Below are 13,986 nucleotides of genomic sequence, written 5' to 3' on the forward strand. Positions count from 1 at the left end.
GAACGCTCGCTCATCAGATATCGACGTAGTGCTGGAACATCCGGTCGTCTTCGACCTCGATGTCGAAGAGGCGAACGGCGTTGCCGCCGAGGATTAAGTTCAGTTCCTCTTGCGGGAGGTCCTGCTCCATCGCGAACTTCCGAAGTTGTCGGAGTCCGGCACCCCAGTAGTCGGGCTGGTGTGCGGGCAGCCCTCGGCTCCCGATCTGCTCCCAGAAGGTCGGCGGGTCCTCGTTCGGCTGGCTCTTCTGCACCATCGAAGCCCCCCAGTCGTTACCCCAGAGCAGTTGGTCGATGCCGATGTTGGGGTCGTTCAGCGGCTTCTTCATCAGGTCGGCCCAGTAGAGACCGATCTCCATATACACGTCGTCGAAGGAAGCGGCGACCTGACAGCACTTCTCGACGTAGTCCTCGCGCCAGCCGGCCTGCATTCCGCCGTGATCGAAGATGATCGGCACTTCGGGGTACTCGGCTTTCATCTGGCTCGCGAGCGTCGGGTCGCTCCAGTCGGGATAGAGATTGAACAGGTGATTCCCGCCGTAGCCGGAGGCGTAGCCGGTGTGCCAGCGAACGGGGACGCCGTGGTCGGCGGCGACGTCGAAGACGTGGCGCATGTCCTTCTTTCGCTGCTTCCACTCGATCGGCTCGGTCCTCGTGGGATCGCCGCGGATGCCCTCGCCGGTCATGCAGAAGCCGTCCTGAGAGAGCCAGTAATCGAGTTCTTCGGCGGCGGCCTCCCACGACCACTCCTCCTCGCCGCGCAGCGCCTTCCGCTTCGTCTGTGCGGGGGCGGCGGCCGCGATGAACTTGTCGGGGTTCTCGTCGATGATGTCCTTGTTGATCTCGTTCGTCATCCCGAAGCCCGAGAGGAGCACGCACATGTCGACGCCGTAGGTGTCCATATCCCGCAGCACCCGATCGGAGTTATCGTAGATGACGACGTCCTCGTCGTCGTCGGCCTCGCTCTCGGGCGTGGCCAACTTCATCGCTTTCGCCAGATTCCCGTAGCTGGAATCTCCCTGCTTCTGTATGTTCACCGCGTGACGTTGGGCGTGGCAGTGCGTCTCGACGATAAACCGTCCTAACTTCATCGAACCAAATTCGGAACTCCCAGTATATAATTGTTTTATTAATCTATATGATAGAAAATCCGGGGCACCCATACATTTATTATCTATACTGAGGAATCGCTACGAAAATCTATGACTATTGTGGTCAACTCGTTGCGGAAAGTATACCAAGCGGGATCGACCGAGCACGTCGCTGTCGACGGGATCGACCTCGAAATCGGCTCCGACGAATTCTTCACGCTGGTCGGTCCCTCCGGGTGTGGAAAGTCGACGACGCTGCGCTGTATCGCCGGATTGGAAACGCCGACGAGCGGTGAAATTCTCGTCGAAGACGAAGACGTCACGCACACCGCCCCGAACAACCGCGGTCTCGCGATGATGTTCCAAGACATCGCGCTGTATCCGCACATGAACGTCATCGACAACATCGCGTATCCGCTGAAAGTTCGCGGTGTGGACAAAGAGGAGCGGTACGAGCGGGCCCGCGACGTCGCAGATCTGATGCAGATCCCCGAGCTTCTTCAGAAATACCCCGGCGAGCTCAGCGGCGGACAGCGACAACGGACGGCGATCGCGCGTACGATCGTTTACGACCCGCGCGCGTTCCTGATGGACGAACCCCTCAGCGACCTCGACGCGCAGCTCAAAGTCGAGATTCGAAAGGAGATCCAACGCGTCCACGACCGCGCGGAGAAACCGACCGTATACGTCACCCACGACCAGTCGGAGGCGCTGTCGATGAGCGATCGGATCGCGGTGATGAACGACGGGCACATTATGGGCATCGGCAGCCCCGACGAGCTGTACGAAGAGCCCGAGAACACCTTCGTCGCGGGATTCATCGGCAATCCGTCGATGAATTTCATTCCGGGAACCATCACGACCGAGTCGGAGGGGTCGGTCTCCGTGTCTATGCACGACGATTCGTTGGAGCTGGAGCTCACCGAGGACGCCCCCGAAACAGACGACGTCGAAATCGGTATCCGCCCCGAGCGCGTCGACGTCGTTTCCGACTCCAAGGCGGGGCGAATCCGCGGCACGCTCGAACTGATCGAACGGGTCGGTGACCGCCGACTCGCGACTGTCGACACCGCAGACGGCGAGATCAGAGCGCTCAACCTCGATTCCGATGATCTCCAGCAGGGCAGTACGGTCTCGGTCGCGTTCGATCCCTCCGACGTGCACCTCTTCGACGACAGTACCGGTGAAGCCCTCTGTCACCCGGTGAACTACTCTTCGACCGTGGAACCGACGAACGCGAACTGAACTCGGGATTCTGACATCCGCTCGACGAGTCCGCCCCCGACAAGTTCTATCGTGTGTTGCGACGTCCACCGACTCGGGGTCAATCGTCTGTTTTTCGGAGTGAGCGGGCCTGTACGGGTGTGACGGGCGGTACAACTGTTTCACACGGCGGCGAAAACCCTCATATTATACAATAAAGTTAAGTGGCGTGTGTTCACATACTGCGGTATGTCCATCAGAGAATCGCTAGTGTCAGGCAGGTTATACGGGTATCGCCGTGGCCTGTTCGAATCGCTCTCGAAGCGGTGGGTCTTCGTCGCATTGACCGTCGTTCCGGCACTCGCGGTGTTCGTCTTCGTCAACCTGTTCCCGATGATGTGGGCCTTCGCGGCCGCGTTCTTCGAGGTCGGTGCGTTCCAGCCGACGTGGGAGTGGACCGGACTCGAGAACTTCAGACTCGTGTTGAACGACAGTCGGTTCTGGGACAGCCTGCGGCTGTCGATCGTCTTCGCCGTCGGATCGGTCACGCTGCAGGTGATCGCGGGGACCGCTCTCGCCCTCCTGCTCAACCGGTCGTTTAGTTTTAAACGCGTCGTCCGAGCGATCGCGCTTCTCCCCTACATCGTCCCGACGGCCGTCCTCAGCTTCGTTGCGCTGTGGATGGGTAACGCCCGGTACGGAATCATCAACCAGCTGTTGGTCCAAGTGGGACTCATTCAGGAACCTCTCGCGTGGTACGGCTCGCTCGACTTGGCGATGCCCTCAGTTATCGTCACGAGCAGTTGGAAGTTCACGATCTTCGTGACGATCATCGTTCTCGCCCGGCTCCAGAGTATCCCGCCGAGTATCTACGAAGCGGCGACGGTGTCCGGTGCCTCGAAGCTCGATCGGTTCGTCGACATCACGCTCCCGAACCTGAAGGGGGTCCTGTTTATCGTCGTCCTGTTACGCGGCGTGTGGATGTTCAACAAGTACGACATCATATACATCCTGACTAACGGCGGGCCGCAGAACCAGACGATGATCGCATCGATCTACGCCTACCGGACCGCGTTCTCCGACTTCAATCTCGGGCGGGCCGCCGCGGTTTCGACGCTCCTGTTTATGCTGTTGATCGGGGCCGCAATCGTGTACTTCCACTACTTCGAGCCGTCTCAGGAGGTGCGTGTCGAATGAGCGGAAGCACGCCGAACACGCCGATGGAGTTCTGGTACAACCTCCCGTACGAGAGTCGACAGAACGTGTACAACTGGATGTTGAACCTCGTCCTCGCGATCGGACTCGTCATCGTTCTGTTCCCGATTTACTGGATGCTCGCGACGTCGTTCATCCCTCCGACGGAGCTGTTCTCCGTACCGAACCCGCTCGTTCCGACGAACGTCACGCTCGAGTCGTACACGGCGGTTTTGGACACCGACGTTCTCCTATGGTACCGGAATACGGTCATCTTCGCGGGCGGCGTCGTCACGCTGACGACTGTCGCGGCGACGCTCGGCGGCTACGGTCTGGCCCGACTGGACATTCCGTACAAGAAAACGTTCGCGCGGGTGATCCTCTTCGGCTACATGTTCCCGCCGATCCTGCTATCGATCCCGATGTTCATCTTCTGGCGACAGATCGGGATCATCAACAGCCTCCCGGGTGTCATCCTCGCACAGACCGCCACGACGCTCCCGTTCTCGCTGTGGCTGATGTGGCAGTTCTTCCAGACAGTCCCGTACTCCTACGAGGAGTCCTCGCGGGTGATCGGTTCCTCGCGGTTCCAAGCCTTCTACGAGATCGCGCTTCCGCTGGCGAAGCCGGGGATGATCGCCGTCGCGATCTTCTCCTTCGCTATCGCGTGGGGTGCGTACACGATCCCGTCGATCCTGTTGACGAACAGCTCTAACTGGGTGCTCACGCTGGGACTGTACAGCTTCACGCAGGCGGAGTCCGTCCTCTGGGGGCAGATTATGGCGGCGTCGACGCTGTTGGTCCTGCCGACGTTCTTCTTCGTGTACTACCTCCAGAAGTACATCCTCCGCGGCTTCCAAGCGACGCGGATCTGAGGCCGACTCGGACTCGGCGTTCGAGTTCTGTTCGGGTTCGGATTTCCGTTCTGGTGACACTGTTCGTCGGCACCTACTATCGGCGACCGCTCCGTCGACGACATCGAAGCCGTGCCCGGGCCCGTGGTGACCCGATAGTCTTTCTCGAACGCGATCACGGACGCAACGATCGGTGTACGTACATCACGCGAGCACACCCACCGGAAGGCGAACGGAGAGTGGACGAAGAATAAAGAGCGAGGGGCGAGGGACAAACGGGGAGAACAGTCGCGATTCGGTCAGGCCTGCGCGTCGTCGACGACCTGTTGGAGCTCTTCAGCCCGCTGATCGATCACGTCAGCGGGATCTTCACCGCGGAGGAGGACGTCGGACTCGAGGTTCCAGATCGGTTCGGAGTAGTACGCGCTCGTGTAGGGGTTCGGCGGCTCCGTCGTCCCCCCCTCCATCGTCTTATGAGTGAGCTTCGAGAACGCCTCGTCTTGGTAGACGCTGAACTGTTCGTCCGTCCACCCGGACTGGTAGATGTCGGTCGAGCGGATGCCTTCGAGGTATCGGTCGCTCTGTTTGATCGTGGGCCAGGAAGGGATGTTCTGGACCGGCGAGAGTTCGAGCAGGAGGTCCGTGAGGAACTCTTGGTTCGTCGCGTACTGAATGAACGCCTTGGCGGCTTCCGTGTTGCCTCCTTGATACGCGACGAATCCCTCGGCGCTTCCCTCTGCGGCGTCGTCGCCGCGGCCCGCCGGCATCCCCGGAACGATCTCGATGTCCTGCGCGAAGTCCCGGCCGTTTCTGATGGCCGCGTTCTTCGTTCGGATACCCGCGTACCACGTGCTGGCGACCTGCCCCGACTGGATGATGTTCTGCGTCGTCGCCCAGCCCGAGTCCTCGCCGGCGGGCGACCACTGCTGGCGCTCCGCCAAGTGATTCAGGAGTTCGATCGTCCGCTCTCGGTAGGGCTCCTCGTGGAAGTTGATCTGCACTCGGTCGTCCTGCCACTCCGTGATCGACCCGTCGTTCGTCCACAGCCACGAGAGGAACCGGACCGTCGAGGGGCTTCCGGTCATAATCGGGACGTACGTTCCGCGCACGTCGTTGTCCAACGCGTCGACTTCGCGTGCGTACTCGTTGGCCTTCTCCCACGTGTCGGGGACGACGTCCGAGAGGTCGCTCCGGTACGTGAACGTTGAGATGTTGTGGAAGAACGGGAGCATCCACCGGTTCCCCTCCACCTCGATGATGTTCTGGACGACGTCTGTCGGCTCTCCGAGCGTCTCGATCACTTGGTCGTACGCGTCGTCGAGCGGGGCGAGAACGCCTCGGTTCCGCAGGATCATCGCTTCGCCGAACGACTGGATGCTGACCTCCGGCGGATCCCCGGCTTGGATGAGCTGGACGATCCGATCGAGGCTGCTGACACCGGTCGTGACGAACTCGACCTCCATATTCGCGCCGGTCGCGTCCTCGAAGTCGGACGCGATACCCCGCCAGAGATCCTGAATGTTGTCCACTTGGGCGACCGTGATGAAGTGGATGTCCTCCCCGGACAGGTCGGGGAGGCCGTTCTCGGTGTTCGAGGTCGTCTGCCCTCCTCCACCCCCGTCCGACGATCCACCGTCGTCTCCGCCGCCGTTCGAGTCTGAGTCTCCGCCACTGGAACAGCCTGCCAGTCCGCTCATCCCCACAGCGGCAGAGCCACCGATTGCCTTGAGCGCCCTGCGTCGCGTGACGTTACGTAATTTTTCAACCATCGCCATCTATGATGATATAGAGGAAATATTAATATCTTTCTCTAAATTAGATATATATTCAAATTGTCCCTTACCGCTCAACGGGTCGCAGCAACGGTCGACTGAAGCGGATTCTCGCGTTACGATCGAGTAGCGCCGATCACAGCACACAGCGGGACCGACAGCTTGTGACGCACTGAGTTCGATATTATCCGAAAAGAGACACCGGCTTACGTCTCCTCACTTGTCCGTATCGACCGGTTACAGCGCAGCTACGACAGTAGTTCGTTAGTTCGTATCACAAACCTATCGGAGAATACCGAACACGAACTGCGAGTACCACATACGGGGTTATCTCAGAAAACGCCCTCTATAGAACATATCTATGGAAGATCTAGCCCGTGCTTTGGATGTATATTAATTATAATACTTTGCACAAGAAAACACTAAATATAGGACCGATAATTGTTCGCATATGCCAAGAGAAAACTCGTCGTACCGGATCAAAACGGCGGCCAACGTCTTCGATATTATCCGAGTCATTCACGATAACGAGGGTGCGACACTCACCGATCTCGAGGACGAAATCGAACTGGCTCGCAGCACGATTCACGATTACGTTCAGACGTTAGCCGAGATCGGCTACGTCATCAAAGACGACGGGACGTTCTACACCTCTCTCGCGTTTCTCAGTTTGGGACACAGAGCGAAGCTGATTCAAACCGCGTGGCGGCAGATCAAACCGGCGCTCGAAGAGATCGGCGACGAGACGGGAGAGAACATCTGGTTCGTCGTCGAGGAGAACGGCAAGGCCGTCTACGTGGATAACTACTCGGGCGACCGAGTCCTCTACACGTTCAATACGCCCGGAACGAGAGAACACCTTCACTGCGTGGCCGCGGGCAAGGCCATCTTGGCTCACTTGCCAGAGGACCGCGTCGACGAGATCATCGACAGACACGGCCTTCCGCAGTTCACCGAGAACACGATCACCGATCCCGCCGAACTCAAAGCCGAGTTCGAGACGATCCGCGAACGGGGCGTCGCGTTCAGCAGGGGAGAGCGACGTGACGAGATCCGAGGCGTCGCAACCCCGATCATCGCCGACGGACGCGTCTTGGGTTCGATTACACTCGGTGCGCCGTCGAAACGCCTCTCCGGGCAGTTCTTCACGGAGGAGCTCCCGAATCTTGTCACTGGGGCGGCGAACCGAATCGAGTTTTCCTTTCAACAAACCAATCTGGAGTAGGGTGCTCCGAGATAGTGCGTGAGGCGACCAAAGACGTTACAATACTAGACTTGTAATAGTTATTTCGTGTGTATTTATCGAATACTTCACTGAAAACAAAACCATATGTGTTCTAATAGTATCTAATATTTCGATTACTATCGATTTATCGAACAGTGTTACTACACATAGCTATTAGCGCTTGAACACTGCAATTAGACCCAATCATTGAGTATTAAATCGCTGCTACGTTCTCTGTTTCAAAATCCTCAGTAACATATATAGAATACATCATATATTTAAAAATTATATGTCTAGTCCTCGCAGTCGTGTGGGGTCTGCTGAGCTTCGAATTTCTTCGGGGTCGAGACAATCGAACTGGAAAGTGCCGCACCACTTCTCCGACGATCAGACACGTACGCAGCCACTAACAGTATTCTACCTTGTCACATAACGAGACATTCAGGAACTCGAATTCGATGGACGACGGTGTCGTCGTGATCTCGACCACCGACACCAACGAGGCCCCGAAGGGGCGTTACTCGCTCGGTTCGCCCACCGGGGACGGCTTCGTGAGATACTGCGAATACAAGTGTGAGACGCCGGGAACCGTTTTGAACGCCGTCGAGACGACCAACGCGAGAATGACGGCCCCAAGCAGTACCTGTACGCTGCCGCCGAACAGCCCGAGGTAGGGGCCGAAGAAGCTCAGCACGGCCAGCAGGGCGTAGATGCTCTGTCCGGCGACCGAGAGTCGACTGCTGCCGTCGTATCCGAATATCGTGATACTGAGCGCGACGACGCCCATCAGCACGCTGAACGTGACCAGAATCGTCGCCGGGAACTCCCAGTAGATCAGCACGTCGTTCGTGACGAAGATGAACGGAATCACGAATCCGGGGAGCGCGAGCTTCGACGATTTGATCGCCGTGTCGATGTACTCGGCCTCGGCGATCTTCGCGGCGACGATCGTCGACGGGCCGACCGGCGGCGTGAGCGATGAGTACATCGCGAAGTAGAACACGAACATATGCGCGACGAGGTCTTGCAGCCCGAAGCGGATCATCGCCGCCCCTGCGAGCGACGCGACGAGCACGTACGCTGCCGGCGCGGGCATCCCCATCCCGAAGATGAGGCTCACGGCCATCGCGAGCAGCAGCAACAGCAGGACGCTCCCGCCGGCGAGGCTGAGCATCAGGATGTTCAGTCGCTGGGCGAACCCCGTTTGGGTGAACACCGAGATGATGACGCCGATCACGCCGAGGATGACGAGTAACGGGGCCATATCCTCGGACCCGACCTTCATCCCCTCGACGGTGTTGCGCACCGCGGTCGTCGCGCCCGTTACTTGGTTCTCGACGATCGATTTCACGAACACGACGCCGACCAACGTGAGCGTCGTGTAGAACCCTGCAGTGAGCGGCGTGTACTGTAGCACGCCGAGCAGGTAGATCAGCACGGCGAAGGGCGGAACGTACCAGAGGATGTCAGTGAAGACGTTGTATTTGATATCCTCAATGTTTCGTTCCGTGTCCCAGCCGAACTTGTAGATCAAGAGCTGCACAGAGACGATGATGCTGAAGTAAAACAGGATCGCGGGGATGAGTCCCGCTTGGATGATCCTGACGTAGGAGACGCCGATGAGATCGGCCATAATGAACGCCGCGATCCCCATAATCGGCGGCACGAGCTGCCCGCCGATCGATGCGACGGTTTCGATGCCGCCAGCGTAGCCCTTGTCGACGCCTTGCTTCTTCATCAGCGGAATCGTGAAGCTCCCTGTCGTCGCGGTGTTGGCGGCCGACGCTCCGGTGATCGACCCGAACGCCAGACTGGCAAGCACTGCGGCGTGCACGATTCCGGACTTGAACAGTTTGCTCACCTCCTTGCTCACTTCCATCAAGTAATCGAGAATTCCGAACGCTTGGGTGAACCCTGCAAGCAGCAGGAAGATCGCGACCCACGTCGCCCCGATCTGGAGGATGAAGCCGTAGACGCCCTGCATCCCCAAGATGGTCAGCCGGAGCAACTGCGCGGTATCCATACCGCTGTGGTACAGTGCACCGGGCATGTACGGACCGAGGTAGCCGTACAGGAACCCGATCGGCACGATCGAGGCCATCAGCTTCCCGAACGACCGCAGCGTGGCGTCGGTACAGAGGTAGATGATCGCCCCACCAACCACGTAGTCGACGGTGCTGTACCCGACGATCGGGCCCTGTTCCATCCATCGCATATAGTTGGCGTCGACGTACGCCGCCAGCCCCAGTGATATGAGGGCTAACACGAGGAATATCGCCGGGCGGATGAATTTGGTGTACGAACGCTGGGCGGTCTCGGGCAGATATCTGAGGTTCGTTCCGATCGACAGATCCTCGGGATCTAACGCGTTTCGGAAGAGTCCGACGTAGTAGATTGCCAAACAGAGTCCGAGCACGAGATTCGTGTGGCGAATCCGCGGCGCGTAGAACGATTGCGCGTAGTAGAGCAGCAGCAGCGCTAACGCCGTACCGAGGACGTAGAGGCTCCCGTCAGCGGCCGTTCGGATGCTTCTCCTTGTTGAGGTCTCGCTCATAAATAATGAAGTTGGACGGTGCAGCCCTTTAGTTCAGGCCGTGCTCGTCGAGGAAGTCCTGCGTCCCCTGGTGGAGCGAGAAGCCCGGGTGCGGCGTGCGCGTCCAATGCTCGTCGTCGGTGTAGAACGAGAGGAGTTCGTGGTAGTCGCCCATACTCTCGCGGTTCTCGTACATCGTGTTGAGCATCGTGTGCACGGCGCTCGTCGACGTCTCGGCGGTCCCGTAGAGCCAGGTGACCTGCGACATCGAGCGGGGCGTATCCGGCACGTAGGCCCAGCCCTCGGGGTCGACCTCGAAGTCGAAGGAGTTGCCCCAGCCTTCCTCGTTGACGCTGCCTTGGAGGTCCGAGGACAGACCGAGCAGCCGCGCGTCGACCGTGCTCTTGATCTCCTGCACCCAGCCGGGTGTGACGGTCCCGACCTGCACATTCGTGAACGCACCGAGCGCCACGTCGACGCGGCCTTCGGCGACTGCGGCACCCATATCACCGTAGCCTACGTTCCGCTCTTGGTACTCGACGCCGGCGAGATCCAGCACGCGGCGGACCATCTCGGTGACTCGCGAGCCGGACGGACCCGGCGCGACGTAGTGGTCTGACGTAATGTCACCGATGTTCGAGATTGACTCGTCCTCCGTGAAGAGGAACCAGTCGGAGGTGGAGCCGTGCACGATCTGCTGGAGGTCGATCGAGACGTCCCCGAAGGGCTCGTTCCCGACGTTCACGTCGTGTGCCGTCGTACTCTCGACGAGGCCGATGTCGACCTCGTCTCGGCCCATTCGACCGACGTTCCCGGCCATCGAACTGCTCGGACGGACATCGAGGTACACCTCGTCGCTGTTCTCGTTGACGACGCCACCGAGGCCCGACATCATCGCGAAGTTCGCACTCACTTCCGAGGCGGTGCCCATAATGAGCGTCTCTTCGCCGCTTCCGCCGCCGGAGTCCGATTCGGTCCCTTCTCCGCCGTCGCCACTGCTGTCTCCGTCGCTGCCGCTGTCGCCGCCGGAGGAGTCACCGTCGCTTCCGCCGTCCCCGGACCCGTCGCCGTTACCCATACATCCCGCGAGGCCGACCGCTCCGAGGAGCCCGGCAGACTTCAGAAACCCGCGCCGTCGAGTAGTGCTGGAGCTATCCTTATCTCTGGTACGATTTACCATACAATCACAGATACAATCATTATAATATAAGTGTTTTGGTAAGGCGAGATTCGTTCACGCCGACCGACATTGTGTCGATGCGACCGTCGGCTCTGAGCCGGAGGGCGGTTACTCCAGTGCGCTTTCGACGGCCCGTTCCTTCATCGCCGCTCGGTCTAGTTTGTCGCTCGCCGTCCGCGGGAGCGTGTCCTCGTAGAAGTAGTACGTCCGCGGCCGTTCGTACCGAGAGAGCGTCTCGCTCTGTAAGCACCATTCGTCGAGATCTTCGCGCGTGAGGTCTCCGCTCGTCGTTTGCACGGCCGCGGTCACTCGTTGGCCGTACTCGTCGTCTTCGACGCCGAAAACCGCTGACTCGATGACGTCGGGATGGGCGTTGAGGCGCTCTTCGACGGGCGTCGGGAAGACCTTGATCCCCTTCGAGAGGATCATATTGTCGTCCCGGCCTTCTATGAAGAGGTATCCCTCCTCGTCTTTGTACCCGAGGTCGCCGGAGTACCACCAGCCGTCCTCGAAGGACTCGTCGGTCCGTTCGGTGTCCTCCCAGACCCACACGGCGGCGTCGGTGGATCTCACGATGATCTCGCCGACGTCGCCGGGATCGACGACGTCCTCGGGCGAGCCACCGCGTTCGATGACGCGCAGCTGAACCCCGAGAAGCGGCTTGCCGACGCTGTCGATGCGTTCGCCTTCCATCTCTTCGGCGTCGATGTACGTTCCACAGATCTCGGTCGCGGCGTACGACTGCGACACCGACGGCGAGATGTGCTCTTGCAGCCCTTCCAGCGTCGTGGTCGTGAGCGTTTCACCGCCGGACTCGACCGTCACGAGGCTGCTCAGGTCGTACTCGTCGAGGTTCGGCAACCGAAGCACTTCCCGCCACATCGTCGGCACCAGATTCGAGCTGGTGATCGAACGCTCCTCGACGAGCTCGACGTACGCTTCGGGGCTCCACTGCTTCACGTAGTACGAGGAGCCGTTCGCGAGCATCGTCGGCAGCGTCGTCGAGTACCACGCCGCGAACGACGGCGTGAAGAAGTTCGACACGCGCGTCAGTCTGGTCGTCTCCTTCTTGTGCGCCAGCTTCATCGCGCGGTGAACGAGGCTGCGATTGGTGTGACACCACCCTTTCGGCTTTCCGGTCGTCCCCGAGGTCCACATCACGACGGCGACGTCGTCGGGGGCGCTCGTGACGTCCGGTTCGACGGCGGGTTGGTCGGCCACGATCGACGACAGCGGCTGCTCGTAGTCGGTCTGTGGCTCGCCCGTCGTGACCACCGCGGCGATGTCGGTGCCGACCGAGTCGCGAACGTGCTCTTCGACGAACGCGGAGCGCTCCTCGTCGACGACGAGCACGCGCGGGCGCAGCGACTCGATGCAGGTCCGGACCGATTCGGGCGATCCGCGAACGTGAAGATTCGAGACGATACACCCCGCTTTCAGGCCCGCGTTCCAGAGTATCGTTTGTTCGACGCTCGCCTCGGTGAGGTAGGCGATCCGATCGCCTTGTTTGACGTACTCTCGGAGCCCGTTGGCGGCGCGCTTGCTTTCGGCATCGAACTCGGCCCACGTGATCTCCCGGCCGGAACTCCCGTTTCCGAACGCGACTCGGTTCGGGTTGGTCTCCGCGGCGTTGCTGGACAACTCCCGGATCGCGGGAAGCTCTACTCTGGATGGTACCTGCATAGCGGCTGCTTAGATGTACTCCGGGAAGAGCCGCTTGTGCGGCGGTTCGATGTCGAGCAGGCGGCAGACGTTCCCGCCCATGATCAGGTTGAGGTCGTCGGCCGGGATGTCTTGGTCGCGGACGAACTTATCGATCTGTCGCATCGACGTGCCCCACGCGTCGCACTGGTGGGCCTGCAGGCCGCGGCTCTTGATCTGCGTCCACCGCGACGGCGGGTAGTCGTACTCGCCGGTCGAGCGGTTCGCCGGGTTGTTCGTGTTGATCCACGACGCGCCCCAGTCGGTGCCCCAGATCAGCTGCTCGGGACCGATGTTCGGGTCGTTCATCGGCCGCTTGAGGAGGTCCGCCCAGTAGTTACCGATCTCGATGTAGACGTTGTCGTACGTCGCCGCGACGTTGCAGGAGTCCTCGACGTTCTTCCGCCAGTTGCCTTGGACGCCGCCGTGGTCGATGATGACCGGGACCTCGGGGTACTCGAGGTGCAGATCGATCGCATACTTGATGTCGCGCCGGTCGGGCAGCAGCGTCCCGGGGTCGCGCTCGTAGCCGCCGTTGACGGAACCGGGGTGCCAGCGGACGGGCACGTCGTGCTTGGCGGCGACGTCGTAGATCTTCCGGAGCTGATCGTGACGCTCCTCCCACGGAATCCGCTCGGCGCGGTCCGTGATCGTGGGATCGAACGGGAGCATCTCGCCGATGCCGACGAAGCCGTCTTGGCTCAGCCGCTCGTCCATCTCCTCGCAGGCGCGGTCGATGTCCCACTCCTCCTCGCCGGCGACCGCCTTCCGGTTCGTCTCGTAGGGGTGCGCGAACGCGACGAACTTGTCGGGGTGCTCCTCGACCATCTTCCCGTGGAGGCGGTCGCTGAACCCGAACCCAGGCTGGAGACAGACCATATCGACCCCGTAGAGGTCCATATCGTACAGCAGTCGGTCCGTGTTGCGATACGTGACGATCTCCGCGTCGTCGTCCGCCTGATCGGCGTCCTCGGCGTTCCACATCAGGCGACTGAGCGTGGCGTAGTCCGGTTTCTCCTCTCTGTCCTGGAAGTTCACGGCGACCCGCTGACCGTGAACGTGTGTGTCGATAACGAATCTTCCCATTCGCATAGCAACTGATTCGTTGAGTATATTCATATATTACATTGTCGGTCGGTGCCGTACGACGCAGTGGTTCGGCTCGGGTTTCCGAGCGTCTCGCGGGCGAATTTGACGGGGCGCTCGTCACGGCGTGTGGCGGTTTTCCGTAAAG

10 protein-coding genes are annotated in these 13,986 nt (G+C 60.2%); 4 read left to right on the forward strand and 6 right to left on the reverse strand.

Features of this window, described 5'->3' with window-relative positions; genetic code table 11:
* Positions 1-13: 13 nt before the first annotated feature.
* Positions 14-1,090 (reverse strand): amidohydrolase family protein, encoded by a 1,077-nt coding sequence (locus U5919_RS00755; protein ID WP_336021622.1) that lies wholly within the window; start codon positions 1,088-1,090, stop codon positions 14-16.
* Between the two features lie 111 nt (positions 1,091-1,201).
* Between U5919_RS00755 and U5919_RS00760 the strand changes: the two genes are divergently transcribed.
* The 3 genes from U5919_RS00760 to U5919_RS00770 all read left to right on the forward strand — a co-directional run bounded on the left by U5919_RS00760 (position 1,202) and on the right by U5919_RS00770 (position 4,362).
* Complete coding sequence (locus tag U5919_RS00760) at positions 1,202-2,335, forward strand: ABC transporter ATP-binding protein (RefSeq protein ID WP_336021623.1); 1,134 nt, start codon at positions 1,202-1,204, stop codon at positions 2,333-2,335.
* A 207-nt stretch (positions 2,336-2,542) separates the two neighbouring features.
* The gene (locus U5919_RS00765; RefSeq protein WP_336021624.1) at positions 2,543-3,490 is read left to right on the forward strand and encodes a carbohydrate ABC transporter permease; all 948 of its coding nucleotides are present in this window, start codon (positions 2,543-2,545) and stop codon (positions 3,488-3,490) included.
* Entirely contained in the window at positions 3,487-4,362 is an 876-nt protein-coding gene (locus U5919_RS00770; protein ID WP_336021625.1) for a carbohydrate ABC transporter permease, read from the forward strand. Before U5919_RS00765 ends, U5919_RS00770 begins: the two co-directional genes overlap by 4 nt.
* 278 nt (positions 4,363-4,640) lie before the next feature.
* On the opposite strand, the gene U5919_RS00775 is transcribed toward U5919_RS00770, so the two are convergent.
* Positions 4,641-6,116 carry an ABC transporter substrate-binding protein gene (locus U5919_RS00775; RefSeq protein WP_336021626.1) on the reverse strand — a complete coding sequence of 492 codons (1,476 nt, stop codon included), beginning with the start codon at positions 6,114-6,116 and terminating at the stop codon, positions 4,641-4,643.
* A gap of 448 nt (positions 6,117-6,564) precedes the next feature.
* Here U5919_RS00775 and U5919_RS00780 point away from each other — a divergent pair, with 448 nt between their 5' ends.
* Complete coding sequence (locus U5919_RS00780; RefSeq protein ID WP_336021627.1) at positions 6,565-7,338, forward strand: IclR family transcriptional regulator; 774 nt, start codon at positions 6,565-6,567, stop codon at positions 7,336-7,338.
* A gap of 517 nt (positions 7,339-7,855) precedes the next feature.
* On the opposite strand, the gene U5919_RS00785 is transcribed toward U5919_RS00780, so the two are convergent.
* The 4 genes from U5919_RS00785 to U5919_RS00800 all read right to left on the reverse strand — a co-directional run bounded on the left by U5919_RS00785 (position 7,856) and on the right by U5919_RS00800 (position 13,838).
* Complete coding sequence (locus tag U5919_RS00785) at positions 7,856-9,892, reverse strand: TRAP transporter permease (RefSeq protein WP_336021628.1); 2,037 nt, start codon at positions 9,890-9,892, stop codon at positions 7,856-7,858.
* Between the two features lie 28 nt (positions 9,893-9,920).
* Entirely contained in the window at positions 9,921-11,051 is a 1,131-nt protein-coding gene (locus U5919_RS00790) for a TAXI family TRAP transporter solute-binding subunit (protein WP_336021629.1), read from the reverse strand.
* Between the two features lie 108 nt (positions 11,052-11,159).
* Complete coding sequence (locus U5919_RS00795) at positions 11,160-12,734, reverse strand: class I adenylate-forming enzyme family protein (RefSeq protein ID WP_336021630.1); 1,575 nt, start codon at positions 12,732-12,734, stop codon at positions 11,160-11,162.
* A 9-nt stretch (positions 12,735-12,743) separates the two neighbouring features.
* The gene (locus U5919_RS00800) at positions 12,744-13,838 is read right to left on the reverse strand and encodes an amidohydrolase family protein (protein WP_336021631.1); all 1,095 of its coding nucleotides are present in this window, start codon (positions 13,836-13,838) and stop codon (positions 12,744-12,746) included.
* Positions 13,839-13,986: the final 148 nt, after the last annotated feature.

It is taken from the genome of Halobellus sp. LT62 (genome assembly GCF_037031285.1).
Classification (GTDB): Archaea; Halobacteriota; Halobacteria; order Halobacteriales; family Haloferacaceae; genus Haloquadratum; species Haloquadratum salinisoli.

Excerpts from the sequence above, each read along its gene's own strand:
- U5919_RS00785 (WP_336021628.1), bottom strand. The coding sequence starts at position 9,892 with ATGAGCGAGACCTCAACAAGGAGAAGCATCCGAACGGCCGCTGACGGG.
- U5919_RS00790 (WP_336021629.1), bottom strand. The coding sequence starts at position 11,051 with ATGGTAAATCGTACCAGAGATAAGGATAGCTCCAGCACTACTCGACGG.
- U5919_RS00780 (WP_336021627.1), top strand. The coding sequence starts at position 6,565 with ATGCCAAGAGAAAACTCGTCGTACCGGATCAAAACGGCGGCCAACGTC.
- U5919_RS00765 (WP_336021624.1), top strand. The coding sequence starts at position 2,543 with ATGTCCATCAGAGAATCGCTAGTGTCAGGCAGGTTATACGGGTATCGC.
- U5919_RS00800 (WP_336021631.1), bottom strand. The coding sequence starts at position 13,838 with ATGGGAAGATTCGTTATCGACACACACGTTCACGGTCAGCGGGTCGCC.
- U5919_RS00795 (WP_336021630.1), bottom strand. The coding sequence starts at position 12,734 with ATGCAGGTACCATCCAGAGTAGAGCTTCCCGCGATCCGGGAGTTGTCC.
- U5919_RS00755 (WP_336021622.1), bottom strand. The coding sequence starts at position 1,090 with ATGAAGTTAGGACGGTTTATCGTCGAGACGCACTGCCACGCCCAACGT.
- U5919_RS00775 (WP_336021626.1), bottom strand. The coding sequence starts at position 6,116 with ATGGCGATGGTTGAAAAATTACGTAACGTCACGCGACGCAGGGCGCTC.
- U5919_RS00770 (WP_336021625.1), top strand. The coding sequence starts at position 3,487 with ATGAGCGGAAGCACGCCGAACACGCCGATGGAGTTCTGGTACAACCTC.
- U5919_RS00760 (WP_336021623.1), top strand. The coding sequence starts at position 1,202 with ATGACTATTGTGGTCAACTCGTTGCGGAAAGTATACCAAGCGGGATCG.